Below are 26,076 nucleotides of genomic sequence, written 5' to 3' on the forward strand. Positions count from 1 at the left end.
ACCTGCTCAACGCCCTCATCGCGAACGCCCCACAGCACGCCCCCCGCTACGCCGAGGCCCTGGCCGCGGTAGTCGACGCCGCCGCCACCCTGGGCACCCCCAGCATCAGCGCCATAGCAGCCGCCGAGGGCACCAAGGCAGTCCACCGCAGCGCAGCAGCAGGCAGAACCAGCACCAAGACACCGACCCCCCGGCCAACCACCCCCACCCTGAACGCGCCACTGCCACCGACCCCACCCGGCGCAACCCACCCACTCCAGCCGGGCACTCGACCCACCGCAGAAGGCGACGAACCAGAAGAGGCCGTGGGGTCCGAGATACCGCGGCCGGATGTATCTTTTCCCGAAGTGGAGGGCCCCCTGGGGCCCGTGAACGCATCCGGCCGCGGTATCTCGGACCCCACGGCCGCCCCAGCCGAGGAAACCAAGCCAGCCGAGAAGCAAGAAAAGACCCTGGACCAGCTCCTAGAAGAGCTAGACCAGCTCATAGGCCTGGCAAGCGTCAAGAACGAGATCCACCACCAGACCGAACTCCTCCGCATAGAACGCCTGAGATCGGAAGCAGGCCTCACCTCCCCGACCCTCACCCGCCACCTGGTCTTCGTCGGCAACCCCGGCACCGGCAAGACCACGGTCGGCCGCCTGGTAGCCGGCATCTACCGCGCACTGGGCCTGCTCGACAAGGGCCACCTCGTGGAGGTCGACCGCTCCGAGCTGGTCGCGGGCTACCTGGGCCAGACCGCCGAGAAGACCACCGCCGTCGTCCAGCGTGCCCTGGGTGGCGTGCTGTTCATCGACGAGGCGTACGCGCTGGCCGAGGACCAGTACGGCCGCGAGGCCGTGGACACCCTGGTCAAGGACATGGAGGACCACCGAGACGACCTCGTGGTGATCGTGGCGGGCTACCCCGGCCCCATGGCGAGGTTCGTCGGCACCAACCCGGGCCTGGAGAGCCGGTTCTCCCGGACCATCACGTTCGAGGACTACTCCGCCGCGGAGCTGCGGCGGATCTTCGCGGCCATGGCCCGGTCCGCCGACTTCGAGCCGCAGCCCGCCACGCTCGAACGCTTCGACCGCCTCGCGGCGGACCAGCCGCGCGGCGAGGGCTTCGGCAACGGGCGCTGGGCCCGCAACGTGCTCGACTCCGCGATCGCCCGGCACGCCTGGCGCCTGCGGGACGTTGAACGACCGACGGTGGACCAGCTCCGCACGCTGGTCCCGGAAGACCTGGAGGATGTCGTGGACATCGGCACAGACAGCGAGGCCACCCCGTGACCGCGCCGCCGACGACGAGCGGCCGGCCCGTCACCCCCGGCACGCCACCCGACGGCGCCGTCGCCCGCCGCTCGGTCGGCGCCCGACTCTCGGCCGAGCTGGCGACCACCCCGGGCCGGCTGGCGCTGGCCACCACCGTCGCCGTCGTGGCCTGCCTCCTGCTGGGGGTGACCGGGTTCCTGGCGGGCAGCAGCCAGTCGACAGCGCTCCGGGACGCGCAGCGCGACGCCGCCCAGCTCGTCGGCACGCAGGAGCTGCGCAACCACCTGGTCTCGGCGGACGCGACGGCCACCAACGCGTTCCTCGTCGGCGGCCTGGAGCCCGCCGCGGCGCGCGAGCGCTACGAGGCGAGCCTGTCGCAGGCCGCGCAGGCGGTGCCCACGCTGGCCTCGACCGCGCGGGGCACGGAGGCGGCCGACCTGGCCACGGTGTCCGACTCGGTGCAGCGGTACGCGGGCCTGGTCGAGTCCGCCCGGGCGAACAACCGGCAGGGCTTCCCGGTCGGCGCCGCCTACCTGGACCAGGCCTCCGCCGCGCTGCGCGACGAGGTGCTGCCCACCCTCGACGAGGTGGCGGTCTCCACGTCCGAGCGGGTCGACGCCGACCTGGGCTCCGTCTCCCTCACCCAGGCGTTGCTCCTGTTCGTGCTGCTGGCCCTGGTGGCGCTCGGCGCTGTCCAGCTCTGGCTCGCGCGGCGCACGCACCGCGTGCTGAACAACGGGCTCGCGGCCGCGAGCGTCGCCCTGCTGGTGGGCGGCATCGTGGCGGCGGCGGCCGTGCTGGGCGGCAACGGCGTCGCGCGGTCGGTCGCGAGCGGCCCGTACGCGGCGACGGTCGCGACGTCGCAGGCCCTGTCGCTCGCCACCGACGCCAAGTCGATGGAGTCGTTCACGCTGATCAAGCGCGGTTCGGGCGCCGAGTTCGAGGAGTCGTACCAGGCGTCGGTCGCCGAGGCCCAGAACCTCCTGGGCGAGGCGGAGAACGCCACCGGCACCGGCTCCGACCTCCCGGCCCTGCTGAACGAGTGGGACACGCGGCACGCCGAGATCCGCGAGCTGGACGACGGCGGCGAGTGGGAGGACGCGGTCGCGGCGGCGACCTCCACGGCCGACGACTCGGCGGGCGCCGCCTTCACCGCGTTCTCCGACCAGGCCCGCGCCGACGTCGAGACCACGAGCGCGGAGGCGGTCGACCGGCTCGGCTCCGCCGCGACCACCGCCCTGGTCGCCGCCTGGGTCGCGCTCGTGCTCGGCGTCGCCGGCGCGGTCGCAGCGGCCACCGGGATGAACGTCCGCCTGAAGGAGTACCGATGAGCCCCCGCGCCACCCGCAGACCGATAGTCACCGCCCTCGTGGCGCTCGCCGTCGTCGGCACGACGGCGGCGTGCGCGCCCCAGTCCACGACGCAGCTCCTGACGGGCGCGGCCGGGGCGGGCTCGTCCGTCCAGGAGTCGGCCGAGGGGTCGGCGCCGCAGGCGGCGGGCCGGGCGGCGTCCGGCGCGGCCGCGGCCGCCCAGGACTGCGCCGACGGGCGGCCCGCCGTCGCATCGCTGGACCCGGAGGGCAGCCCGGAGGTCACGTCCGGCTCCACGATGGCGGCCATCCGGGAGCGCGGCGTGCTTGAGGTGGGCGTCTCGGCGGACACCCTGCTCATGGGCTCGCGCAACCCGTTCTCCGGCGACATCGAGGGCTTCGACATCGACGTGGCCCGCGAGATCGCCGACGCGATCTTCGGCGACCCGGACCGGATCCAGTACCGCGTCATCACCTCGGGCGACCGCGAGACCCTGTTGCAGGAGCACGAGGTGGACATCGTGACGCGCGCCTTCACGATCAACTGCGACCGCTGGGAGAACATCGCGTTCTCGGCGGAGTACTACCACGCGGGCCAGAAGCTGCTGGTGCCGTCGACCTCCGACGTCGAGAGCATCGACGACCTGGCCGGGCAGCGGGTCTGCGCGCCGGAGAGCACCACCACCCTGGAGCGCCTGTCGGAGTGGGAGGGCGTCGAGGCCGTGCCCGCCGCCACCCACACCACGTGCCTCGTGCTGTTCCAGCAGGGCGAGGTGGACGCCATCACGGGCGACGACACCGTCCTGGCCGGGTTCGCGGCCCAGGACCCGTACGCGGAGGTCGTGGGCGACGCCGTGAGCGACGAGCCGTACGGCGTGGGCATCCCCGCCGACCAGCCGGACATGGTGCGGTTCGTCAACGGCGTGCTGGAGGAGATGGTGGCCGACGGACGGTGGGAGGAGTCCTACGACCGCTGGCTGGGCGACGCCCTCGGCCCCGCCCCCGACGCGCCCGAGCCCGTGTACGGACGGACGCCGTGAGCAGGACCCAGCGCGCGCCGGCGCCGCCCGGCGCCCTCGGCGTAGCGGCGGAGCCGGCCGAGCTCCTCGCCTACCTGTCCGACCTCCAGTCGTGGCTCGACGCGCGCCGCGCCGACCTGGACCGGCTGGACAGCGCCGCCCGCCAGTCCGGCGCGGACGCCGTCACCGCCGACGTCGTGCTCGCCCTCACCCTGTGGCAGGCCGTGCGCACGCGCACGGACGAGCTGGTCACCGTGTGGGACTCCGGCCGGGCCGACGTCGTGGCGCGCGAGCGCATGTCCCAGCTCATCTGGGGCCGCCTGGGCGGCGACCCGGCGACCTCGCTCCTCTCCCTGGTCGACGCCGCCCGGCTGTGCGACGCCCAGGCCGACCAGCTCGCCACCCGGCTGTCCTTCGACCCGCACGCCGCCGACGTCACGGCCCGCCTGCGCGCGGTCGCGGCGGGCATCGTCCGGGCGGAGGACGCCGCACACGCCACGGCGGACACCGAGGACGACGCCGCCGTCGCCCGCCTGCGCGACCGCCTGGCCCGCCTCAAGGCCGACGCCGCCCGCGGCGCCGACGTCACCGGACCGCTCGGCGCGCTGGAGGACGACGTCGCGCGCACCGAGCGGGACCTCATCGTGGCCACGGCCCGGAGCCGGGCGCTGGCCAAGGACCGGGAGCGCGCCGTCGCGCTGCGCACCAGCCTCGCGGACCGCGCGCCCGTGCTCGCGCAGGTCGCCGAGCGCTGCCGCCGGGAGATCGCCGACCCGCCGCGGCTCGCGATCCCGGACGTGAGCCGCCTCGGCGACGTGCCGGCCGAGCAGGACCGGCTCGCGACGTACGTCAAGCGGCTGGGCGCCGTCGAGCGCGCCATGGCGCGGGTGGAGGACGCCTACACAGCGCCCCTGCGCGAGCGCGCCGAGCTGCGCTATCGCGTCAAGAACCTGATGACGAAGGCCCATGGCAACGGGCGGGCGTCGTCGTCGGCCGTGAAGGCGGGCGAGGACGAGGTGCGCGAGGCGCTCGACGCCACCCCCTGCGACCTGGCCCTGGCACGGCACTTCACCGAGCAGCTCGAGACGCTGGTGCGCGATCTCCCGGAGGGACACCGATGACGACACAGGCCTGCGCCGAACCGGGCTGCCCCGGCACCATCGAGGACGGCTACTGCAACGTCTGCGGGGCGCCCGCCGGCGGCAACCCGGCGGGCGACGCGCTCGCCGCCGTCGCGGCGTCGTGGGGCTCCGGCGACGACGCCGACACCGTGCGCTCGCCCGGGTCGGCCGGGAGCATGGGGCAGCCCGCGACGGGGCGCACCAGCTCGTCCCGCCTCGCCTCGACCGCCCTCGGCTCGGCGCGCGTGTCGTCGGGCACCTACCAGACGCGCCGCGTGGGCACCGGCTCGACGCGCCTGCGCGGGCACCGCCTCGGCGCCGGCCTGACCACGGTGCCGCACACGCCCGTGGCCGACCCGCTGCAGGCCGTCATGGCCACGCCGGAGCTCGCCGAGAGCAAGCGGTACTGCCCCTCGTGCGGGCAGCCCGTCGGCCGGGCGCGGGACGGCGTGCCCGGCCGCATCGCCGGGTTCTGCGGGCACTGCGGCGCGCGCTACGACTTCGCGCCCGCGCTCAAGGCCGGCGACCTCGTGGGCCGGCAGTACGAGGTGGTGGGCTGCCTGGCCCACGGCGGCCTCGGCTGGATCTACCTGGCCCGCGACCGCAACGTCAGCGGCCGGTGGGTGGTGCTCAAGGGCCTGCTCAACTCGGGCGACACGGAGGCCTACGAGGCCGCCGTCGCCGAGCGCCAGTTCCTCGCGGAGGTCGAGCACCCGCTCATCGTCGAGATCTTCAACTTCGTGCTGCACGAGGGCCTCGGCTACACGGTCATGGAGTTCGTGGGCGGCAAGTCGCTCAAGGACGTGCTCAAGGAGCGCCGCGACCAGGACGGCGGACAGCCCCGGCCGCTGCCCGTGGACCAGGCCATCGCGTACATCCTCGAGGTGCTGCCCGCCTTCAGCTACCTGCACGACCACGACCTGCTGTACTGCGACTTCAAGCCGGACAACATCATCGCCCAGGGCGACGGCGTCAAGCTGATCGACCTGGGCGGCGTGCGCCGCGCCGACGACCTGACGTCCGCCATCTACGGCACCGTCGGCTACCAGGCGCCCGAGGTGGCCGAGATCGGGCCGTCCGTCGCGTCCGACATCTTCACGCTGGGCCGCACGCTGGCGTCCCTCGTGCTCGACTTCCGCGGCAACACCACCGTGTACCAGACGTCCTTCCCGCCCGTCACCGACACGCCCGTCTTCCAGAAGTACGACTCGCTCTACCGCTGGCTCGCCAAGGCCTGCGCGCCCGCGCCCGCCGACCGGTTCGCCTCCGTGGACGAGGCCCGCGTCCAGCTCCTCGGCGTGCTGCGCGAGGTGGTCGCCATCAACAAGGGCGTCGGGTACACCGCCACGACGTCGGCGGAGTCCCTCCTGTTCGGCGTGCCGCCGCTCGACGGCGCGGACGGCGCCCTGGAGTGGGACCAGCTCCCCGCGCTGAAGGTGGACTCGTCCGACCCGATGGCGTCCTTCCTGGCCGGCGTGAACGTCAACGACCCGGACAAGCGGCTGGAGGCGCTCGCCGAGGCGGATGAGGACACCGTCGAGGTGCGGCTCGACCGGGCGCGCGTCGCGATCGAGGCAGGGGACACCGACCTGCTGCGCACGACCGTCGGGCAGATCCTCGAGCACGACCCCTGGGAGTGGCGCGCCGCGTGGATGGAGGGCCTCGGGCACCTCGCGCAGGGCAACCCGGCCGCGGCCCGCGCGTCGTTCAACGCCGTCTACGGGCAGGTACCCGGCGAGCCGGCGCCGAAGCTCGCCCTCGCCACCGCCTGCGAGGTGTCGGGCGAGCCGGGGGTCGCCGAGCAGCTCTACGGCACCATCGCGCGCGCCGACGCCAACTACACCGGCGCTGCGGCGTTCGGCCTCGCGCGCGTCCGGTCGGCCGGCGGCGACCTCGACGGCGCGCTCGACGCCCTCGACCTGGTGGGCCCCACCAGGGGCTCCTTCCCGGACGCCCGCCTGCGGCGCGCTCGGCTGCTCGTCGCGGCGCGCCGCGACCTGACCGACCTGGCCGACGCCGTCGCGGGGCTGGACACCGCCCACGTCCCCGACCGGCCGCGGGCCGAGGTGACCGTGGACGCGCTCGCCGGCGCGCTCGACCTGGTCATGGAGAACGGCCCCGACCGGAGCGTCCTGGTGGCCGGCGCGGAGGCCGACGAGCCCGCGCTGCGGGACCGCCTGGAGCTCGCCCTGCGCGACCTCGCCCACCTCACGGAGGACCGCTCGGAGCGCGTGGCGCTCGTCGACCGGGCAAACTCCGTACGGCGGTGGACGATGCGATGAGCGAGCCGCCCGACGAACGCGAGAGAGGGAACCAGTCATGAGCGCCGACGACAGTGTCCTCGTCCGCTGCCCCCGGTGCGGGGAGAACGCGGCGCCCTACGCCAGGTTCTGCGAGAACTGCGGCACGCCGCTTGGCGACGTCGACCCGGACGGGGTGGCCCCCTCCGAGGTGACCCTCGAGATGGCACCCCTCGTGCTCGACCTCGACCCCACGACGGGCGAGTCCTCCCGCCGGCCCTGCGCCGCGTGCGGCGGCACCATCGCGGACGACGGGTACTGCAGCGAGTGCGGCACGCCCGGCCAGTCCGAGCGCGACCACTTCGAGGAGCGCCCGGCGGGCTGGGTCGCCGGCGTCTGCGACCGGGGCGTGCGGCACGCCCGCAACGAGGACGCGATGGCCCTCGCCACGGGCGACGCCTTCGCGGCCCTCGTGGTGTGCGACGGCGTGTCGAGCGCTCCGGACTCCGACGTCGCCTCGCTCGCCGCGAGCCGGGCCGCACGGGACGTGCTGGTCGCCTACGGGCCGGAGGGGTCGAGCTCGGTCGAGGGCGCGACCAGCCGGCGCATCGCCGGGTGGACCGACGCCATGGTCGCGGCGTCCCGCGCGGCGGGCCAGGCCGTGCGGGGCGTCGCGGAGCAGCTCGCAGCGACGAAGGGGAAGGACGTGGCGGACGACCCGCCGTCGTGCACCTTCGTTGCCGCCGTCGTGGACCACGACCTGCTGGTCGCCGGCTGGCTGGGCGACTCCCGCGTGTACTGGCTGCCGGACTCCGGCCCGGCCGAGCAGCTCAGCGTCGACGACTCGTGGGCGCAGGAGATGATCGCGGCGGGCGTGCCGCGCGCCCAGGCGGAGGCGTCACCCCAGGCGCACGCCATCACCCGGTGGCTCGGCCCCGACGCTCCGGACACCGACGCCCGGTGCGCCGCCACCGTGCCCTCCGGGCCGGGCTGGCTGCTGGTCTGCTCCGACGGCCTGTGGAACTACTGCTCCGACGCGCACGCGATGAGCGACCTCGTGCGCCGGTTCGCGGGCTCCGGCGACCCCCTCACCGCGTCGGCCGCGCTCGTGCGCTGGGCCAACGCGCAGGGTGGACGGGACAACATCACCGCGGCGCTCGCCCGTGTCGCCCCGACTGTCACCGAGCAGCGCTAGCCTGCCGTTACCCGAGAGGAGCCACCGTGGCCGAGTTCTCCGCCGAGGTCTTTCAGAACGAGTTCCTGTCCGACGGCGCCACCGACGTGCACGCCATCGTGTCCGTGACCTGCACGGGCGCCGGTGGTGCCGCCCTCGCCGACGCCGGTGCGCCGGGTGGTGCCGCCGCGGCGAGCGGCGTCGCAGAGATCGTCGCCGTCGACACGTCCGGGTCCATGCAGGGCCGCAACATGGAGGCCGCCAAGCACGCGGCGGCGGTCGCGGTGGACCAGATCCCCGACGGCACGCTGTTCGCCATCATCGGCGGCTCGCACGTCGCGCAGCGGATCTTCCCCTACCCCAACGCGCGGGTGCCGATGGTAGCCATGGAGCCAGGCGCCCGCTTCGAGGCCAAGCGCGCGATCTCGACCATGTCGGCGAGCGGAGGCACGGCCATCTCGACGTGGCTGCGGCTCGCGGACGACCTCTTCGCCACCGTCCCCGTGGCCCAGAAGCACCTTATCCTGCTGACCGACGGCAAGAACGAGTCCGAGCCGTCGATGCACCTGGACCAGATGATCGCCAACGTCACGGGCCACTTCCAGTGCGACGCCCGCGGCGTCGGCGACCGCTGGGTGGTCGAGGAGCTGCGCAAGATCTCGACCGCGCTGCTCGGCACCGTGGACCTCATCGCGCGGCCGGAGGACATCGCGGAGGACTTCTCCGCCCTGGTGCGCAAGTCGATGTCCCGCGGCGTCGCCTCGGTGGACCTGCGGGTGTGGGCGCCGCAGGGGTCGCAGGTGCTGTTCGTCAAGCAGGTGGCCCCGGAGGTCGACGACCTGACGGGCCGCCGCACCGAGGTGAACCCGCTAACCAGCGGCTACCCGACGGGTGCATGGGCCGACGAGACCCGGGACTACCACGTGGCGGTCCGTGTGGCGGCCAAGCCGGTGGGCTCGGAGCAGCTCGCGGCGCGCGTGCAGATCGCCGTCGGCGGGGAGGTGCAGACGTCCGGCCTCGTCAAGGCCAAGTGGTCGGACGACTCCACGCTCACCGCCCGGATCAGCCCCGAGGTGGCGCACTACACGGGCCAGGCGGAGCTCGCCTCGGCCATCCAGGAGGGCCTGGCCGCCAAGGCCGCGGGCGACGAGGCGACGGCGACCGTGAAGCTCGGCCGCGCCGTGCAGCTCGCCGCCGAGACCGGCAACGACGAGGCCACCTCGCGCCTGCGCAAGATCGTGGAGGTGGAGAACGAGGAGGAGGGCACCGTGCGGCTCAAGCGGAACACCGCCAAGCTGGACGAGATGGCACTCGACACCGCCTCCACCAAGACCACCCGGGTACGGCGCGCATGACCGTCGTCTGCCCGGAGGGACACACCAGCCAGGCCACCGACTACTGCGACGTGTGCGGCACGCCGATCCTGTCCGGAGCGGGATCGGCCGGCGAGCCGGGCCCGACGCCTGCCGAGGCCCAGCCGGCCGAGGCGGCCGAGGGTGGCGGCCCCGTGACCTGCCCGAACTGCGGCGAGCTCTCGCCCGCCGGCTCGCTGTTCTGCGAGAACTGCGGGTACGACTTCACGACCGGCACGCCGGCCGCGCCGCCCCCGCCTCCGGCATCCGGCCTGGACCTCGGCGATATCGGTGGGGCGGGGCAGACGGGTGGGGCGGGGCAGACGGGTGGGGCGGGGCAGACGGGCGGGGCGGCGCAGCAGGCCGGTGGGTCGGCGCAAGGTGCTGGTGCGGCGGCTTCCGCGGGCAGCGCGGGGCAGCAGGCCGCCGGGCAGCAGCCGGGGGCCCAGGCGGGCGCTCCGGCGGCAGGCGGAGTCGCATCAGGCACCCCGACGTCGGGCGACGCGGCGGGCGGCGCCGTGTCGGGCGACGCGGCGGGCGGCGCCGTGTCGGGCGGCGCGCCAGCAGCACCGACCGGAACGTCCCCGGCGTCGGCCGGCGCGCCCACGGCGTCGTCCGGCACACCGGCGGCGGGCGGCATGCCAGCAACAGGTGGCACGCCGGCGGCCGGCGGCGGCCTCGCCGCCCCGCCCGTCCCCGGCGACGACGCCTGGGTCGCCGAGATCTGGGTGGACCCGGACTGGTACGCGCACGAGCAGCCGGAGGACCCCATGCCGTCGGCGGGCCTGCCCGGCCTGGTCACGCTGCGGCAGCGCAGCCTGCTGGTGGGCCGGCCGTCGAGGTCGCGCGGCATCCGGCCCGACATCGACTGCGGCAGCGACCCGGGAGTGTCCCGGCGCCACTGCCAGCTCACCACGGACGGGCAGCGCTGGTGGGTGGAGGACCTGGGCTCGTCCAACGGCACCTTCGTGGCCGCGGCGGGCGACCCGCTCCCCGACGACCCGCTGACGCAGGGCGTGCGCAGGGAGCTGGAGGAGAACGACCGGGTCTTCATCGGCGCGTGGACCCGCCTGGTGATCCGCAAGGCGCTCCCGGGCGAGGCCTGATCGGTCGTGAGGTCCTCACTCGGCGACCCCACTGGCCAAGCGAGAACCCGCCCCACTGGCCGAGGGAGAACTCGCCTCGCGGAGGTGTGTTGCCCCGCGTAGACAACTACAACGCAGAGCAACACACCTCCGCGACGGAAGTTCCTCCGAGCCGCGGGCGCACCGCCGTCGGGCGGAAGGCGCACCGCCGTCGGGCAAGATCTGCCGGGCGGAAAATGACGTGCGTAACACGGGTGTTACCTGGGAGGCTCAAGGCACACCGCGGTGACGTCCGTCCGGTCCCATGCCGGGCGGTGGACGGGGTCCGGCCAGACCCCATGTCGGGAGACCGACGATCCAGCGTCACGAAAGGCACTCACGTGCATACCGAGTACGACCTGGCGCAGTCCCTTCACCGGGAGCGCCTCCGCGACGCCGAGGAGAACCGGCGTCGGCGCACGCTCCGCGAGGAGCAGAAGCGACGCAAGGCCGAGGCCCGCGCCGCACACCGGAACGACAGCCGCGCACAGGCGCCCGCCCTGCGCGCGCGGTCCGCATGATCCGTACGGCGCCCGCCGGAACCCCGTCCGGCATCCCGGCGCCCTCGCCGTCCCCGAAGCAGAGCGTGTGTCCCGCACACGCTCTGCTTCGCTGTGCGGCCAGTGAACCTCGCTTCGCCCGCTGAGCTCCTGAGTCCGGTGGTGAGCCCTGCTTCGCCGCTGGGCTCCTGAGCCCCGGCTCTCCGCTCGGTTCCCGAGTCCCGGCTCTCCGCTCGGTTCCTGAGCCCCGGCTCTCCGCTCGGCTCCTGAGCTCCGCTTCTCCGCTCGGCTCCTGAGCCCCGGCCCTCCGCTCGGCTCCTGAGCCCCGTTTTTCCGCTGGGCCCGCGGGCCCTCGCTTCGTCCCTGAACCTCCGCCCCCCAACATGGCCGCTGACGTGCACAAGCGTGCCCAAGATCACGCCCTGTCCGCCTTGCGCGGGATTTCCGTAATCAGGAATCATGTAACACAACGGAAACACGAGGATCCCGAGCCGCGATCCGGCCGGTACGCCTCGTCCCGTCACCCTCTCCCCACCCCTGGAAGGACCCCGGACATGCACGCCCAGACCGCCTACTACATCGGCCGCGCCCAGGTCGCGGAGATCGCGCGCCGCGCGGAGGTCGCCGGTGCTCAGGAGCGCGCCCTGCGTGAGCGCGCCGAGCGCCACACCACCAAGCGCACCAAGCGTTTCCGCCTGATCTGACCCCCTGCCCCGGCCCGCCCAGCCGGCCCTCCTGGCCCTCCTCTGACGACCTCCGATCGCTCCGCGGGAGGGCCTTCCCATGCCTTCGGGGGCGTGCTGAGTTCGGCAGCCCGCCCATGAAGTCGGCAGTTGGCATCGAGATCGGCTCAGGCCTGGACCGATCTCGATGCCAACTGCCGACCGTCCGGAACCGGGCTCAGGAGACTGCCGACCGTCCGAGAACCGGCCCTCCAGACTGCCGACCACGCCCTCCCACAGATGCCCCGCGCAACCCTTCGACCTCGGACGGAATAGGCTGAGCGGCGTGAGCCTTCCCCATCCCAACGAGCGCATCGTCTGGATCGACTGCGAGATGACCGGCCTGGACCTGCGCGTCGATGCGCTCGTCGAGGTCGCGGCCATCGTCACGGACTCCGACCTCAACGTCCTCGGCACCGGTGTCGACGTCCTCGTGAAGCCGCCCGCCGAGGCGCTGGCGCAGATGAACGACTTCGTGCGCGCCATGCACACCACCTCCGGCCTGCTCGAGGCGCTCGACCACGGCCTGACCCTCCCCGAGGCGCGGGACCAGGTCCTCGCGTACGTCCGCGAGTGGGTGCCTGAGCCCGGCAAGGCGCCCCTGGCCGGCAACTCCGTCGGCACGGACAAGTCGTTCCTCGACCTGCACATGCCCGAGCTGGTGCAGCACCTGCACTACCGGATCATCGACGTGTCGTCGATCAAGGAGCTCGCCCGGCGCTGGTACCCGCGCGTCTACTTCGCCTCCCCGAAGAAGGACGGCGGCCACCGCGCGCTGGCCGACATCCTCGAGTCGATCGACGAGCTGCGCTACTACCGCGAGGTCCTGTTCCCCGCGCAGCCCGGCCCGGACACCGCGACGGCCCGCGCCGCGGCGGAGCGCGTGGCCGAGACGTCCGTCACGAAGCAGCTCGCACCGTAGATTCAGTTCGGTCCGGGGCCGCCGACCATGTATGCTTTTCGACGGCCGCCGGTCCGCGATCGGCGCACATGGTGGGCGTAGCTCAGCTGGTAGAGCATCGCGTTGTGGTCGCGAGGGCCGCGGGTTCAAGTCCCGTCGCTCACCCCATACGCAAGGGCCCCTCGCACAGGCGAGGGGCCCTTTTGCACGGCCGACGGCGGCCGGCATGCTGCCTGACGGCGGTGCGGGGCTCAGCCCACCAGCTTCAGCACCGCATCCGCGAGCTTGCCCTCGACGCCCGTGCCGTACTTCATCCACAGCGACGGCTCGGTGAGCTCCAGCTCGATGACCATGGGCACGTCGTCGTCGCCCGAGACGAGGTCGACGCGCGCGTAGGTGAGGTCGGAGCCGGTCACCTCGCGGGCCACCGCGAGCGCCCGCCGCGCCGTCTCGACCTGGGCGGGCGTTGCCTCGACGGACATCATCTCCTCCACGGCGTACAGCTCGCTCGACTCCTTGGCCGGGCCGGTGAGCAGCGCGTTCTTCCGGACGGCGTGCGTGAGCTCGCCGTCGACGAAGACGAGGCAGGTCTCGCCGGCCGTGTCCACGGAGGTGACGTAGGGCTGGATCATGACCCAGCGGCCGTCGTCGAGCAGGCGGGTGGCGTGCGCGATGGCGAGGCCGCGGGACTCGGCGGACACGGGCTGGTAGCGGCCGGTGTCCCTGGCGCCTGCGCTGACGACGGGCTTGACCACGAAGTCGCCGAACGCGGGCATGCGGGTGTGCACGGCGCGCTTGGACAGGTGCCGCTCCGGGTCGAGCCAGATGGTCGGGATCACGGGGATCCCGGCGGCCTCGAGGTCCCGCAGGTACCGCTTGTCGGTGTTCCACTCGATGACGTCGACGGAGTTGGCCACCTTGGGCAGGGAGCGCGCCCACGCGAGGAACTCGTCGTGCCGCGGCGAGTAGTCCCAGGTGGAGCGGACCAGCACGAGGTCGTAGGCCTGCCAGTCGACGGCCGGGTCGTCCCACACGGCGGGTTCGGCCGTCACGCCGCGCTCGGCCAGGGCGGCGATCAGCGGCACGTCGTCCGTGTCGAGGTCGGGAAGCTGGGAGCAGGTCGCGAGGGCTACACGTGCGTTGGTCACCCGCCGAGACTATCCGGACGATCCGCCGGCGCGGCGTCCGCCACCGCGTCCGCCGGGGCATCGGCCAGCCGGACGTCGGCGTCCAGGGCATCGGCCGGAGCGTCCGCCACCGAGGCGTCGGCGGCCCGGCGGAGCGCGCCGAGGATGCCCTCCGCCGTGAGCGAGCCGATGAGGTCGTCCGTCTCCCCCACGACCGGCACCCGTCCCATGGCCGAGCCGGGCAGCGCCGCGACGGCCTCGAACGCGTCGGTCAGGCGGGCACCCAGCCGCACGGGCGGCGGCGCGGGCTCGACGATCCGGTCGACGCCCTCAAGGTCGGCGGCCTGCACGCGCGCGAGCGCCAGCATGCGCGACGCGGAGCCGTCGCCGATGAAGTCCCGCACCCGGTCCGACGCCGGATGGGCGAGCACGGCCAGCGGGCTCGCCACCTGCTCGAGCTTGCCGCCGCGGGACAGGACGGCGATCCGGTCGCCCAGCCGTGCCGCCTCGTCGATGTCGTGCGTGACGAGGATCACCGTGGTCCCGGTCTCGCGCTGGATCTGGGCGAACTCCGTCTGCAGGTGACGCCGGAACTCCGGGTCGACGGCGCCGAACGGCTCGTCCATGAGCATGACCGGCGGGTCGGTCGCCAGGGCGCGCGCCACGCCGACGCGCTGCCGCTCGCCGCCGGACAGCTCGTGCGGGTACCGCTTCGCGTAGGTCGCGGCGGGCAGGCCCACGAGGTCGAGCAGCTCGGCCACCCGGGCCCGCGTGCGCCTGCGGTCCCAGCCCAGCAGGCCGGGGACCGTCGCAACGTTCGCCTCGACGGTCCGGTGCGGGAACAGCCCCACGTTCTGGATCACGTACCCGATACGGCGGCGCAGTGCCACGGGGTCTGCGGCCGTGACGTCCTCGCCGTCGAGCAGGATGCGGCCCGACGTCGGCTCGACGAGGCGGTTCACCATGCGCAGCGTGGTGGACTTGCCACAGCCCGACGGGCCGACGAGCGCGAGCACCTCGTGCTCGCGGACGGCGAGGCTCAGTCCTTCGACGGCGACGGTTCCGTCCCCGTACGCCTTGCGGACGGTGTCCAGCTCGATCACAGTGCGGGCAGCCATGTCGTCGAACCTACCCGGTCACCGGCACGGTACGGTCGTAGGCATGCCCGGCAACCCGTGGTTCTCCTGGTCCTACGTGGTCGACAACGCGCCCCTGCTGTGGGAGCGCACGGTCGAGCACGCGGGGCTCACCATCGAGGCCGTCGCGATCTCCGCGGCCATCGCCGTGCCGCTGGGAGCGCTGATCTCCCGGTCCCGGTGGCTGTCCGGGCCCGTGCTCGGCACGGCCGCCGTCTTGTACACGGTGCCGTCCCTCGCACTGTTCGCGATCCTGGCGCCGCTGCTCGGCATCGGCCGCACGCCCGTGCTGGTGGGCCTGGTGGTCTACGCGCTGCTCATCATCCTGCGCAACACCGTGGCCGGGCTCGCCACCGTGGACCCCGCCGTCCTGGACGCGGCCAGAGGCCTGGGCTACGGGCCCGGCCGGATGCTCGTCCAGGTGGCCATGCCGAGCGCGCTGCCGAGCATCGTGGCCGGACTGCGGCTGGCCACCGTGTCCACCGTCGCGCTCGTGACGGTCGGCGTGGTGGTCGGGTACGGCGGGCTGGGGCAGCTCATGTTCCAGGGCTTCCGCAACAACTTCTACCGGGCCGAGATCATGGCCGCGACGCTCGCGACCATCCTGCTCGCCCTCGTGCTGGACCTCGCCCTCTGGGCGGCCGGCAGAGCCCTGACCCCCTGGCTGCGCAGGAGGAGCGCATGAGTGCCCCGAACGGCGTCGTCCAAGAGGCCCTCGTGTGGCTCAACGACCCCCTGACCTGGACCGAGCCCGGCGGCGTGCTGGAGCTGGCCGGCGAGCACCTGCTCATGACCGCCGTCGCGGTCGGGGCGGCCGCCGTCGTGGCGATCCCGCTCGGCGCCTGGCTGGGGCACAGCGGCAGGGGCGCAGGCATCGTCGTGTGGCTCACCAACGCCTCGCGCGCGCTGCCGACGCTCGGCATCATCCTGCTGCTCGCCGCGGGCGGGCTGTTCGGCAACACCGCCACCGTGATCGCCGCCGCGTTCTTCGCCGTGCCCGTGCTGCTGGTGAACACCTACGAGGGCGTGCGCGGCGCCGACCCCGACGCCAGGGACGCCGCCCGCGGCATGGGTATGAGCGGCGGGCGCATCCTGCTGCAGGTCGAGCTGCCGCTGGCCACCACCCTCGTCGCCGCCGGGCTGCGGACCACGATCGTGCAGGTCGTCGCCACGATCCCGCTCGCGGCGCTGGCCGGCGGCGGTGGTCTGGGGCAGATCATCGCGCTCGGCATGGGCACGCAGCGGTACGGCGAGGTGCTCGCGGGCGGCGTGGTGGTCGCGGCGCTGTGCCTCGCGATCGACGCCGTGCTCGCCGTCGGGCAGCGCCTGGCCACCCCGGCCCCGCTGCGGGTGGGCGGCTAGGCGCGGGCCCGAGCCCGAGCCGCAAATGTAACGAGATTCTCACGAGCGGGTTTATCCCTTGCCATCGACCGCGCGCCGGGGTCGAATGGGAGCGATCGAAGCCGTAGAACAGTTGTACGTCATCCCACGTTCGGAGACATTCGATGAAGTTCCCCCGCACGCACGTGTCCCTGCCCCGCGCGCTCGGCGCGGCGGCCGCCGTCGTCGGCCTCACTCTCCTGACCGCCTGTGGCGAGCCGGGCTCCGCCGGAGGGAGCGACACGACCTCCACGGGCGGCGGCAGCATGGCCGCCTGCGAGGCGGTCCCCGGCGACGAGCTCGTGGTTCTGGAGGACGACCAGCAGCTCCAGACCGTCGACAACATCATCCCGGCGGTCAACGCGGCGGCGGTCGAGGGCGACGACACCCTGATCCCGCTCCTCGACACCGTGTCGGCGGCGCTCGACACCGACACCCTCATCGGCCTGAACAAGGCGGTGGACGTCGACCGCCGCAGCTCGGAGGAGGTCGCCCAGGAGTTCGTGGCCGACGCCGGCCTGGACAACCCCGAGCAGAGCGGCAGCGGCCAGATCGCCATCGGCGCCGCCGACTTCGCGGAGAGCGCGACGCTCGGCAACATCTACGCCACGGTGCTGAACGCCGCGGGGTACGAGGCGTCGGTCACCACCATCGGCAACCGCGAGGCCTACCTGCCCGCGCTGGAGGACGGCGAGCAGGTCCAGGTGATCCCCGAGTACGTGGGCACGCTCACGGAGTTCATCAACAAGGACGTCAACGGGGCCGACGCCGAGGCCGTCGCCAGCAGCGACCTCGACGCCACGGTGGAGGCGCTCACCGGCCTGGGCGAGGAGGTCGGCCTCGTGTTCGGCGAGCCGTCCCCCGCGCAGGACCAGAACGCGTTCGCCGTGACCAAGGGCTTCGCGGACGAGCACAGCCTCACCACGCTCAGCGACCTTGCCGAGGCCTGCGGCGGCCTGGTCCTCGGCGGCCCGCCGGAGTGCACGGAGCGCCCGTTCTGCCAGCCGGGCCTCGAGGAGACCTACGGCCTGGAGTTCGCGGACTTCCGCTCGCTCGACGCCGGCGGCCCGCTGACCAAGTCGGCGCTGCAGCAGGGCGAGATCACGCTCGGCCTGGTCTTCAGCTCGGACGGCTCCCTGACGCCGTCGGAATGACGTCGCCGAAGTAGGGCGGACGCCGGGCGTCCGCGCGGCGGACGCACTGACTGCCGGCCGGCTGAGTAGCCGGCCGGCAGCCGGAGCGCCGCTCGGCTCGCCGGCCGATCAGCCCGGCCGGCTCACAGACCGTACGACTCCAGGAACCGGAGCCACACCTCGCTGACGGTCGGGTACGCGGGGACCGCGTGCCACAGGCGGTCCAGCGGCACCTCGCCGACGACGGCGATCGTCGCCGCGTGCAGCATCTCCCCGGCGTCGGGACCCACGAAGGTGGCGCCGACGAGGACCCGGCGCTGGGTGTCGACGAGCACCTGGGCGCGCCCGGTGTAGCCGGGCCCGTCCACGCTCGCGCCGGCCACCCAGGACAGGTCGTAGGACACGGCCTCCACCGGGATCCCTGCCGCGCGTGCCTCGCGCTCGGTGGGCCCCACCCAGCTCACCTGCGGCCGCGTGAACACGACCTGGACGCGCGCGGCGTGGTCGGCCGTGGCGGCGTACCGCGACCACGGCTTGCCCTCCTGCCCGACGGGCGGCTCGGGGTCCCCGGCGGTCGGCGTGCGGTCGCCCGCCTCGGTGCCGTACCGGGCCGCGACCACGTCGCCGACGACGCGGCCCTGGTACTTGCCCTGGTGCGTGGTCGGCGCCCGGCCGGTCACGTCGCCGCACGCGTACAGCCAGCCGCCGGGCACGCCGGTGACCTGGAGCGACTCGTCGACGACGAGCGCGCCACCGCGACCGAGCGCGGACTCGTCCAGGCCGACGCTCTCCAGGCCGAGGTCCGCCGTGCGCGGCACGCGGCCCGTGGCGACGAGGATCTCGGCGGCGGTGACCTTTCCGCCGTCGGACAGGGTGACGGTCACGGGGCCGGCGGGCTCGCTCTCGTTCCCGGAGCCGGGCCGCTCGACCGACCTGGCCTCGACGCCCGTCCGGACGTCGACGCCGGCCCCGCGCAGCGCGTCGGCCACCATCTCGCCGGCGAACGGCTCGGCGTTGGACAGCAGGCCGCTCCTGGCCAGCAGGGTCACGTGTGCGCCGAGGTCCGCGTACGCGTTCGCCATCTCGACGCCCACCACCCCGCCGCCGACCACGACGAGGGACTCGGGGATCGCATCCGCCGCCGTCGCCTCGCGGCTCGACCAGGGCGACGCCTCCGCCAGCCCGGGGGTGTCCGGCAGCACCGGGACGCTGCCGGTGGCGACGATCACCGCGTGCCGGGCGCGCAGGAGCCGCGCCGCCGGCGCGTCCTCGGCGTCCGCCGCCTCGCCGAAGCCGCCGGCCGGGTTCTCCTTCGGCGCCGTGACCTCGACCAGCCGCTCGCCGGCCAGCCGGCCGTGCCCGCGCACGAGCGTCAGGCCCGCGCCCTCGACCCAGGAGACCTGCCCGGCGTCGTCCCAGTTGCTGGTGATCTCGTCGCGCCGGGCCAGCACGGCGGCGACGTCGGGCGCACCCGGATCGCTCAGGCCGGGCGTGTCGCGCGCGAGCGCGCGCACGCTGCCCGCGCGCAGCAGCACCTTGGACGGCATGCAGGCCCAGTACGAGCACTCACCGCCCACGAGCTCGGACTCGACCAGGGCGACGGAGAGGCCGGTGCGCGAGGCGCGGTCAGCCGCGTTCTCGCCGACCGGCCCGCCACCGATCACGACGACGTCGAACAACTCCTCAGAAAGGCTCATGCCGTCAACGTACCCTCCGGCGGCCCGGCCGCCAGGGGGCCCGCCCTGTCGAAAACCTTACGGAGCTGTCAGATCTACGGAGACCCGCAGGTCTGACAGCTCCGCCGCCGTCCGCCCGGATCAGGCCAGACCAGCGCGCCGCAGGGCGTCGGCCATCGCGGTGTCCACGGGCGCTGGGCGGCCGCGGCCGCCCTGTCCGCCCTGTCCGCGCCCGCCGCCCTGGCCCCGGCCGTTCCGGCCGCGTCCCTCGCCGCCCTGCCGGCCACCCTCGCGACCGCCGCGCTGCCCGCCGCCGGAGCCCTGGCCGTCGCCACCCCGACCACCGCCCTGCCCGCCGGAGCGCGAACCGCCGACGGCCCGGCCGCCCGGACCGCCGCCGACCTCGTCGTCCAGCCGCAGCGACAGCGAGATCCGCTTGCGCTGCAGGTCCACGTCCATGACCTTCACCTTGACGATGTCGCCCGACTTCACGACCTCGCGCGGGTCGCTCACGAAGTTCTTGGACATCGCCGAGACGTGCACGAGCCCGTCCTGGTGCACGCCGACGTCCACGAAGGCGCCGAACGCCGCGACGTTCGTGACCTGCCCCTCCAGCACCATGCCCGGCACCAGGTCGCCCAGCGTCTCGACGCCGTCGGCGAAGGACGCCGTGGTGAACGCCGGGCGCGGGTCGCGGCCGGGCTTCTCCAGCTCGGCGAAGATGTCGGTCACGGTGGGCAGGCCGAACGTCTCGTCCACGAACTCGGTGGGACGCAGCGTGCGCAGCGCGCCGCCGTTGCCGATGAGCGCCTGCACGTCGGCGCCCGACGCCGTCACGATGCGCCGCGCCAGCGGGTACGCCTCCGGGTGCACCGACGACGCGTCCAGCGGCTCGTCCCCGCCCGTGACCTTGAGGAAGCCCGCGCACTGCTCGAACGCCTTGGGGCCCAGGCGCGGCACGTTCTTCAGCGCCGCACGCGACGGGTAGGGCCCGTTGGCGTCGCGGTAGGAGACGATGTTCTCCGCGAGCGTCGACGTGATGCCAGAGACCCGCGACAGCAGCGGCACCGAGGCGGTGTTGAGGTCCACGCCTACGCCGTTCACGCAGTCCTCGACCACGGCGTCCAGCGAGCGCGACAGCTTGGTCTCCGTGATGTCGTGCTGGTACTGGCCCACGCCGATCGACTTGGGGTCGATCTTCACGAGCTCGGCCAACGGGTCCTGCAAGCGGCGGGCGATCGAGACCGCACCGCGGATGGACACGTCCAGGTCGGGCAGCTCTGTGCTGGCGTACGCCGACGCCGAGTACACGGACGCCCCCGCCTCGGACACGACGGCCTTGGTCAGCCCCAGCTCCGGCGCCTTCTTCATCAGGTCGGCGGCCAGCCGCTCCGTCTCGCGCGACGCCGTGCCGTTGCCGATCGCCACGAGGTCCACACCGTGCTTCTGGGCCAGCCGCCCCAGCACGGCCAGCGACTCGTCCCAGCGGTTCGCGGGCGCGTGCGGGTAGATCGTGGCGTGCTCGACGACCTTGCCGGTCGCGTCGACGACGGCGACCTTGACCCCGGTGCGCAGACCCGGGTCGAGCCCCATCGTGGCCCGGGTGCCGGCCGGGGCAGCGAGCAGCAGGTCGCGCAGGTTGGCCGCGAAGACGCGCACCGCCTCGTCCTCGGCCTCCGAACGCAGCCGCAGCCGCACGTCGATGCCGAGGTGCACCAGGATCTTGGTGCGCCAGGCCCAGCGGACCGTGTCGGTGAGCCAGCGGTCGGCCGGGCGGCCCTGGTTCGCGATGCCGAACTGGTGCGCGATCGTGGCCTCGTACGAGGTGGGCACCCCGGCCTCGATGCCCTCCTCCGGCTCGATCGTCAGGTCCAGCACCTCCTCCTTCTCGCCCCGGAACAGGGCGAGCACGCGGTGCGACGGCAGGCTGGACAGCGCCTCGGCGAACTCGAAGTAGTCCGAGAACTTGGCGCCCTTGTCCTGCGCCCCGTCGCGGACGGCGGACAGCATGCGCCCGCGCTGCCACAGCCGCTCGCGCAGTGTGCCGATCAGGTCGGCGTCCTCGCCCATGCGCTCCACGAGGATCGCGCGGGCGCCGTCGAGCGCCGCGGCCGCGTCGGCCACGCCCTTGTCGGCGTCGACGTACGCGCCGGCCGCCGCCGTCGGGTCGAGCGACGGGTCGCCCAGCAGCGCATCGGCGAGCGGCTCCAGGCCCGCCTCGCGCGCGACCTGCGCCTTGGTGCGCCGCTTCGGCTTGTACGGGAGGTAGATGTCCTCCAGCCGCGACTTGGTCTCCGCCGCCAGGATCTGCGCGCGCAGCTCGTCCGTGAGCTTGCCCTGCTCCTGCACGGAGGCGAGGATCGCCGCGCGCCGCTCCTCCAGCTCGCGCAGGTACCGCAGCCGCTCCTCGAGCGTGCGGAGCTGCGCGTCATCGAGCGTGCCCGTGACCTCCTTGCGGTAGCGGGCGATGAACGGCACGGTCGCGCCGCCGTCGAGCAGGTCGACCGCCGCCGCGACCTGCCCCTCCCGAACGCCCAGCTCCTCAGCGATCCGCTGGTTGATACTTGCCACTTGTCCCTTACCTCACTCCTAGAAGGTCGGGACAGATTGTGCCCGGAGCCACTGACACTTGTCGCCTCCATCCACGCGTTCCGCCGACGGCGGCTCCACGCCAGCCGGGTTGGCCTCCACGACTTCGGTCAGTTGCACGGGCATCTGGGGTGACTTCGGTCCGTTGCCCCGAGATCGGTCCATCAAACGACCGATCTCAGAGCAACCGACCGACGTCAGCCGCCTGCGCCATGCAACCAACCGAAGTCAGCGACCCGAGTTCCTCGCAAGCCCGACCGTTGTCGGGACACAAGCAGATCGAACCCGCTCAGTCGCCCCGAACCCGCTCAGTCGCCCCAGGAGAACCCGTGCAGCGTCGCCGTCGAACCGCCCGCCTCACCCGCCGCCGCGTGACGGCGCCCGCCGCGGCGGCCGTGACCGCGGTCCTCGCCCTGACCGCCTGCGGGCCCGGCCCGGACGAAGGCCTGGAGCGCTCGAACGTCGAGCGCCTGATCATCACGCCCGCCGACGCACCCGCGAGCGCCGACGCCGTCGCGGCGACCGAGGAGCTGGGTCTGCTGGCACTGCGCGCGACCGCCGAACCCGACGCGAACGCCCTCGTCTCTCCCGCGTCATTGAGCTTCGCGCTGGCCCTGCTCGCCGAGGGCGCGCGCGGCGAGACCGCCGCGTCCCTGGACGCCGCGCTCGGCGCGACCGGCGAGGACCGCACCTTTGCCTACAACGCCCTGGCGGGTGCGCTGGCGGAGCACGACGGCGACCCCGCCGTCGTGCAGGACGACGAGCTCCCCGGCGAGCCGGTCCTGCACCTGGCGAACCAGGCGGTGCTGGACGACGAGCTCGAAGTACAGCAGGACTATCTCGACGCGCTCGCGACCTCCTTCGACGCCGGCGTCCAGCGCACCGACCTGGCGAGCGACACGGGCAAGCGCGTCCTGGACGCCTGGGTGAACGAGCACACCGGCGGCCTGATCGAGGAGTCGGCCATCGAGCCCGACCCGTTGCTGCGCCTCGTGCTGCAGAACGCGGTCCTGCTGGCCGCGCGCTGGGAGACCCCGTTCCAGGAGTCCGCGACCAGCGACGAGGACTTCACCGGCCCCGACGGCACCAGGCCCACCGAGATGCTGCACGGCACCGAGTCGTGGGCCTACGCAACCCATGACGGGTGGGCCGCCGTCCGGCTGCCGTATGCCGGGGCGTTCCACGCGGACGTGCTGCTCCCGCCCGCCGGCACCGACCCGGCGGAAGTCACGTCCGAGACGCTGGACACCCTCACCTCGGCCCTCGACGCCGAGGGGCCGCGGCTCGTGGAGCTGGCGATGCCGACCCTGGAGCTCGAACCGCCCACGCTGGACCTGGCCCCCGCGCTGGAGGAGGCCGGCCTGGGCGGCCTGTACGACGGCCCGGACCTGTCCGGGATCACCACCACCGAGCCGCTGGAGGTGAGCCAGGTGCTGCAGCAGGCCTACCTCAGCCTGGACGAGGACGGCACCGTCGCGGCCGCCGTCACCGAGATCGGGATGGAGGCCAGCGGCATGGCGCCGGGCGACGGCCCGGTCCGCATGACGGTCGACCGCCCGTACCTGCTCCGCATCGCCCACACCGAGACCGGCCTCCCCCTCTTCCTGGCGGCCGTGCGCAGCCCGCAGCACTGACCGAACCCGCTCGCCGACCGGCGACGCGAAGCGCGCCGTCCGCCGGTGAGCCGACCATTGACCGAGGCATCCAGCGCCAGTAGCGTGCGCACCAAAACGGGCGAAACCGTCTTCCAGCGGACCTGTCCCCCAAGCACGAGGAGGTGCTCCGTGGCGCTGTCGTTCCTCGACCGCGAGCACACGGTGGCCAAGCCCGGCTACTCCAGGTGGCTCATCCCGCCGGCCGCTCTCGCGATCCATCTGTGCATCGGCCAGGCGTACGCCACCAGCGTCTACAAGAACGCGCTGGTCGCCCACTTCGAGTCGAGCCTCACCGCGATCGGCGTCATCTTCTCGATCGCGATCGTCATGCTCGGCCTCTCGGCCGCCGTGCTGGGCACGTGGGTCGAGCGCGCCGGGCCGCGCGCCGCCATGTTCACCTCCGCCTGCTTCTGGGCGTCCGGCTTTCTCATCGGGGCGCTCGGCATCGCGACGTCGCAGCTCTGGCTGGTCTACCTCGGGTACGGCTTCATCGGCGGGATCGGGCTCGGCATCGGCTACATCTCGCCCGTGTCGACGCTGATCAAGTGGTTCCCGGACCGGCCGGGCCTGGCCACCGGCATGGCGATCATGGGGTTCGGCGGCGGCGCGCTGGTCGCCTCGCCCCTGTCGCGCCAGCTCATGGCGTTCTACGACAGCGGCTACGACCCCGCCGACCCGGCCTCCGTCGCGTCCGGCAACGCCGTGACGTCGCTCTTCGTGACCCTCGGCATCGCGTACTTCCTGGTGATGATGCTGGGCGTGTTCACGGTGAAGGTCCCGCCGCCCGGCTGGTCGCCTGCCGGCTTCGACGCCGGCGCGGTCGCGGCCAAGCCCCTGGTCTCGGCGGCGAACGTCTCCGCGGCGAACGCGATCAAGACCCCGCAGTTCTGGTTCCTGTGGACCGTCCTGTTCTGCAACGTGACGGCGGGCATCGGCATCCTGGAGCAGGCGGCACCGATGATCCAGGACTTCTTCCGCGACGGCGGCACGTCCTCGGTCGCGCCGGCGACGGCGGCCGGCTTCGTCGCGTTCCTGTCCCTGTTCAACATGGCCGGCCGCTTCGTGTGGTCGTCGACGTCGGACTACATCGGCCGCAAGCCGACCTACATCATGTACCTGGGCGTCGGGATGATCCTTTACGTGCTGCTGGCCACGGTCGGCCACGTCTCCACGATCGTCTTCGTGCTCGTCGCCGCGGTGATCCTCTCGTTCTACGGCGGCGGCTTCGCCACCATCCCGGCCTACCTGCGCGACATGTTCGGCACCTTCCAGGTGGGCGCCATCCACGGCCGCCTGCTGACGGCGTGGTCGGCGGCCGGCATCGCCGGGCCGCTGATCATCAACGGCTTCCTCGACGCCCAGGGCACGCCGGGCGAGCTGGTCGCCGCCGACTACCGGCCCGCGCTCTTCACCATGGTGGGCGTGCTCGCGGTCGGCTTCGTGGCCAACATCCTGGTGCGGCCGGTGGCGGAGCGGTTCCACGAGGCGCCGGGCCACACGGACGCGTTCGCCGAAGGAAAGGTGTGACCATGCCGGAGCAGACGCTCGAACCTTCGCCGGAGCCGACGCCGGAACCCGGACCCGGGCCGACGACGAACCAGGTCGCGCGGCTGGTCGTCACCTGGCTCGTGGTGACGATCCCGCTGGCCTACGGCCTGTTCCAGACGATCAGGGGAGTCATCCCGCTGTTCACGGGGTAACCACAACCCCGGGTCACCGCAGCCGGTCGGCCCGCGTGTAGACGTTCATCGACTCACCGCGTACGAAGCCCAGCAGGGTCAGGCCGCACTCGTCGGCCAGGTCCACGGCGAGGGTCGACGGCGCCGAGATCGCCGACAGCACGGGGATCCCGGCGCGCGCGGCCTTCTGCACCAGCTCGAAGGACGCCCGCCCGCTGACCTGGAGCACCGTCCCGGCAGCGGGCAGGGCGCCGTCGCGCAGGGCGGCGCCGACCACCTTGTCGACGGCGTTGTGCCTTCCGACGTCCTCGCGGACGTACAACGGCTCGCCGTCGGCGGTGAACAGGCCCGCCGCGTGCAGGCCGCCCGTGCGGTCGAAGGCGCGCTGGCGTGCGCGCAGCAGGTCGGGGAGCTCGGCGACCACCTCCGCGCTGACCGTGACCGGGTCGCCCGCGACCGGCCAGCGCAGCCCGGCGCGCACCTCCACCACGGTGTCCGACCCGCACACCCCGCACGCGCTGGTGGTAGTGAAGGCCCGCTGCCGCGGCGGCTCGACGCCGCGGGCGAGCGCCAGCTCGACGGTGTTGTCCTCGTCGGGACACAGCCGCATGCCCACGATGTCCGACGGCGCGCCGACCGCGCCCTCCGAGACCAGCCAGCCGGCCACGAGGTCGAAGTCGTGGCCGGGCGTACGCATCGTGATGGTCAGCGTCTCTCCGCCCGACGCCGCTCCGGGCGCCACGGCGTCACCCGGCAGCACTCCGCCCACCGGCACCACCGAGCCCGCGACGCCGACGGACACGCCTGGAGCACGAGACCGCGCCACCGCGGCCACCAGCCGGATCATGAGCGGTTCCTCGACGGCGAGCGTGTCCGGACGCGCCGCGCGCGCACCCTCACGGACGCGGACGACCCGCCGTCGGTCGGTGACGACTCCCATGACGCCAGTCTCGCACCCGCACCGACCGATATGTCCATACCT

At 73.5% G+C, this 26,076-nt stretch carries 22 protein-coding genes and 1 tRNA gene; 18 read left to right on the forward strand and 5 right to left on the reverse strand.

Going from position 1 to position 26,076, the window contains the following annotated elements; translation table 11 throughout:
• Window positions 1-368 precede the first annotated feature (368 nt).
• The 12 genes from AC0QU1_RS18700 (at window position 369) to AC0QU1_RS18755 (ending at window position 12,887) form a co-directional block, all read left to right on the forward strand.
• Window positions 369-1,274 (forward strand): AAA family ATPase, encoded by a 906-nt coding sequence (locus AC0QU1_RS18700; RefSeq protein ID WP_483571476.1) that lies wholly within the window; start codon window positions 369-371, stop codon window positions 1,272-1,274.
• Window positions 1,271-2,587 (forward strand): GlnX family signal transduction membrane protein, encoded by a 1,317-nt coding sequence (locus AC0QU1_RS18705; protein WP_483571477.1) that lies wholly within the window; start codon window positions 1,271-1,273, stop codon window positions 2,585-2,587. The genes AC0QU1_RS18700 and AC0QU1_RS18705 overlap by 4 nt, the downstream gene beginning before the upstream one ends.
• Complete coding sequence (locus AC0QU1_RS18710) at window positions 2,584-3,606, forward strand: glutamate ABC transporter substrate-binding protein (protein WP_483571478.1); 1,023 nt, start codon at window positions 2,584-2,586, stop codon at window positions 3,604-3,606. The genes AC0QU1_RS18705 and AC0QU1_RS18710 overlap by 4 nt, the downstream gene beginning before the upstream one ends.
• Window positions 3,603-4,706, forward strand: a complete 1,104-nt coding sequence (locus AC0QU1_RS18715; RefSeq protein WP_483571479.1) for a hypothetical protein — start codon at window positions 3,603-3,605, stop codon at window positions 4,704-4,706. The genes AC0QU1_RS18710 and AC0QU1_RS18715 overlap by 4 nt, the downstream gene beginning before the upstream one ends.
• Window positions 4,703-6,988 carry a serine/threonine-protein kinase gene (locus tag AC0QU1_RS18720; protein ID WP_483571480.1) on the forward strand — a complete coding sequence of 762 codons (2,286 nt, stop codon included), beginning with the start codon at window positions 4,703-4,705 and terminating at the stop codon, window positions 6,986-6,988. Before AC0QU1_RS18715 ends, AC0QU1_RS18720 begins: the two co-directional genes overlap by 4 nt.
• Before the next feature lie 37 nt (window positions 6,989-7,025).
• Window positions 7,026-8,141, forward strand: a complete 1,116-nt coding sequence (locus tag AC0QU1_RS18725; RefSeq protein WP_483571481.1) for a PP2C family protein-serine/threonine phosphatase — start codon at window positions 7,026-7,028, stop codon at window positions 8,139-8,141.
• Between the two features lie 26 nt (window positions 8,142-8,167).
• Window positions 8,168-9,475, forward strand: a complete 1,308-nt coding sequence (locus AC0QU1_RS18730; RefSeq protein ID WP_483571482.1) for a VWA domain-containing protein — start codon at window positions 8,168-8,170, stop codon at window positions 9,473-9,475.
• Entirely contained in the window at window positions 9,472-10,578 is a 1,107-nt protein-coding gene (locus AC0QU1_RS18735) for a double zinc ribbon and FHA domain-containing protein (RefSeq protein ID WP_483571483.1), read from the forward strand. The genes AC0QU1_RS18730 and AC0QU1_RS18735 overlap by 4 nt, the downstream gene beginning before the upstream one ends.
• Before the next feature lie 359 nt (window positions 10,579-10,937).
• Window positions 10,938-11,117: a hypothetical protein gene (locus AC0QU1_RS18740; protein ID WP_483571484.1), complete on the forward strand. Its 180-nt coding sequence runs from the start codon at window positions 10,938-10,940 to the stop codon at window positions 11,115-11,117.
• Window positions 11,118-11,650: 533 nt separating this feature from the next.
• Entirely contained in the window at window positions 11,651-11,800 is a 150-nt protein-coding gene (locus AC0QU1_RS18745) for a hypothetical protein (protein ID WP_483571485.1), read from the forward strand.
• Window positions 11,801-12,104: 304 nt separating this feature from the next.
• Window positions 12,105-12,740: an oligoribonuclease gene (gene orn, locus AC0QU1_RS18750; protein ID WP_483571486.1), complete on the forward strand. Its 636-nt coding sequence runs from the start codon at window positions 12,105-12,107 to the stop codon at window positions 12,738-12,740.
• A gap of 71 nt (window positions 12,741-12,811) precedes the next feature.
• Window positions 12,812-12,887 (forward strand) — tRNA-His (locus AC0QU1_RS18755).
• 83 nt (window positions 12,888-12,970) lie between these two features.
• Here AC0QU1_RS18755 and AC0QU1_RS18760 read toward each other — a convergent pair.
• Together AC0QU1_RS18760 and AC0QU1_RS18765 are read right to left on the reverse strand one after the other, a co-directional pair.
• On the reverse strand, window positions 12,971-13,867 hold the full coding sequence (locus AC0QU1_RS18760; RefSeq protein ID WP_483571487.1) for an ATP-grasp domain-containing protein: 897 nt from the start codon (window positions 13,865-13,867) through the stop codon (window positions 12,971-12,973).
• The gene (locus tag AC0QU1_RS18765; protein WP_483571488.1) at window positions 13,864-14,964 is read right to left on the reverse strand and encodes an ABC transporter ATP-binding protein; all 1,101 of its coding nucleotides are present in this window, start codon (window positions 14,962-14,964) and stop codon (window positions 13,864-13,866) included. Before AC0QU1_RS18765 ends, AC0QU1_RS18760 begins: the two co-directional genes overlap by 4 nt.
• Before the next feature lie 43 nt (window positions 14,965-15,007).
• Between AC0QU1_RS18765 and AC0QU1_RS18770 the strand changes: the two genes are divergently transcribed.
• The 3 genes from AC0QU1_RS18770 to AC0QU1_RS18780 all read left to right on the forward strand — a co-directional run bounded on the left by AC0QU1_RS18770 (window position 15,008) and on the right by AC0QU1_RS18780 (window position 17,516).
• Window positions 15,008-15,667 carry an ABC transporter permease gene (locus AC0QU1_RS18770; protein ID WP_483571489.1) on the forward strand — a complete coding sequence of 220 codons (660 nt, stop codon included), beginning with the start codon at window positions 15,008-15,010 and terminating at the stop codon, window positions 15,665-15,667.
• Window positions 15,664-16,344, forward strand: coding sequence for an ABC transporter permease (locus AC0QU1_RS18775; RefSeq protein WP_483571490.1), 681 nt, complete (start codon window positions 15,664-15,666; stop codon window positions 16,342-16,344). Before AC0QU1_RS18770 ends, AC0QU1_RS18775 begins: the two co-directional genes overlap by 4 nt.
• Before the next feature lie 143 nt (window positions 16,345-16,487).
• Window positions 16,488-17,516 (forward strand): ABC transporter substrate-binding protein, encoded by a 1,029-nt coding sequence (locus tag AC0QU1_RS18780; RefSeq protein WP_483571491.1) that lies wholly within the window; start codon window positions 16,488-16,490, stop codon window positions 17,514-17,516.
• A gap of 122 nt (window positions 17,517-17,638) precedes the next feature.
• Here AC0QU1_RS18780 and AC0QU1_RS18785 read toward each other — a convergent pair whose 3' ends face one another.
• On the reverse strand, window positions 17,639-19,192 hold the full coding sequence (locus AC0QU1_RS18785; protein WP_483571492.1) for a dihydrolipoyl dehydrogenase family protein: 1,554 nt from the start codon (window positions 19,190-19,192) through the stop codon (window positions 17,639-17,641).
• A 120-nt stretch (window positions 19,193-19,312) separates the two neighbouring features.
• Window positions 19,313-21,742 carry a Tex family protein gene (locus AC0QU1_RS18790; RefSeq protein WP_483571493.1) on the reverse strand — a complete coding sequence of 810 codons (2,430 nt, stop codon included), beginning with the start codon at window positions 21,740-21,742 and terminating at the stop codon, window positions 19,313-19,315.
• A 347-nt stretch (window positions 21,743-22,089) separates the two neighbouring features.
• Between AC0QU1_RS18790 and AC0QU1_RS18795 the strand changes: the two genes are divergently transcribed.
• The 3 genes from AC0QU1_RS18795 to AC0QU1_RS18805 all read left to right on the forward strand — a co-directional run bounded on the left by AC0QU1_RS18795 (window position 22,090) and on the right by AC0QU1_RS18805 (window position 25,115).
• Window positions 22,090-23,394 carry a serpin family protein gene (locus tag AC0QU1_RS18795; protein ID WP_483571494.1) on the forward strand — a complete coding sequence of 435 codons (1,305 nt, stop codon included), beginning with the start codon at window positions 22,090-22,092 and terminating at the stop codon, window positions 23,392-23,394.
• A 156-nt stretch (window positions 23,395-23,550) separates the two neighbouring features.
• Entirely contained in the window at window positions 23,551-24,942 is a 1,392-nt protein-coding gene (locus AC0QU1_RS18800; RefSeq protein WP_483576737.1) for an OFA family MFS transporter, read from the forward strand.
• Between the two features lie 2 nt (window positions 24,943-24,944).
• Window positions 24,945-25,115: an MFS transporter small subunit gene (locus AC0QU1_RS18805; RefSeq protein WP_483571495.1), complete on the forward strand. Its 171-nt coding sequence runs from the start codon at window positions 24,945-24,947 to the stop codon at window positions 25,113-25,115.
• A 13-nt stretch (window positions 25,116-25,128) separates the two neighbouring features.
• On the opposite strand, the gene fdhD is transcribed toward AC0QU1_RS18805, so the two are convergent.
• Window positions 25,129-26,034 (reverse strand): formate dehydrogenase accessory sulfurtransferase FdhD, encoded by a 906-nt coding sequence (gene fdhD, locus AC0QU1_RS18810; protein WP_483571496.1) that lies wholly within the window; start codon window positions 26,032-26,034, stop codon window positions 25,129-25,131.
• Between the last annotated feature and the right edge of the window lie 42 nt (window positions 26,035-26,076).

The organism is Promicromonospora noduliphila (genome assembly GCF_056951025.1).

Coding starts and splice junctions, on each gene's coding strand:
- AC0QU1_RS18725 (WP_483571481.1), top strand. CDS start 7,026: ATGAGCGCCGACGACAGTGTCCTCGTCCGCTGCCCCCGGTGCGGGGAG.
- AC0QU1_RS18775 (WP_483571490.1), top strand. CDS start 15,664: ATGAGTGCCCCGAACGGCGTCGTCCAAGAGGCCCTCGTGTGGCTCAAC.
- AC0QU1_RS18720 (WP_483571480.1), top strand. CDS start 4,703: ATGACGACACAGGCCTGCGCCGAACCGGGCTGCCCCGGCACCATCGAG.
- AC0QU1_RS18710 (WP_483571478.1), top strand. CDS start 2,584: ATGAGCCCCCGCGCCACCCGCAGACCGATAGTCACCGCCCTCGTGGCG.
- AC0QU1_RS18785 (WP_483571492.1), bottom strand. CDS start 19,192: ATGAGCCTTTCTGAGGAGTTGTTCGACGTCGTCGTGATCGGTGGCGGG.
- AC0QU1_RS18745 (WP_483571485.1), top strand. CDS start 11,651: ATGCACGCCCAGACCGCCTACTACATCGGCCGCGCCCAGGTCGCGGAG.
- AC0QU1_RS18770 (WP_483571489.1), top strand. CDS start 15,008: ATGCCCGGCAACCCGTGGTTCTCCTGGTCCTACGTGGTCGACAACGCG.
- AC0QU1_RS18805 (WP_483571495.1), top strand. CDS start 24,945: ATGCCGGAGCAGACGCTCGAACCTTCGCCGGAGCCGACGCCGGAACCC.
- AC0QU1_RS18735 (WP_483571483.1), top strand. CDS start 9,472: ATGACCGTCGTCTGCCCGGAGGGACACACCAGCCAGGCCACCGACTAC.
- fdhD (WP_483571496.1), bottom strand. CDS start 26,034: ATGGGAGTCGTCACCGACCGACGGCGGGTCGTCCGCGTCCGTGAGGGT.
- AC0QU1_RS18780 (WP_483571491.1), top strand. CDS start 16,488: ATGAAGTTCCCCCGCACGCACGTGTCCCTGCCCCGCGCGCTCGGCGCG.
- AC0QU1_RS18765 (WP_483571488.1), bottom strand. CDS start 14,964: ATGGCTGCCCGCACTGTGATCGAGCTGGACACCGTCCGCAAGGCGTAC.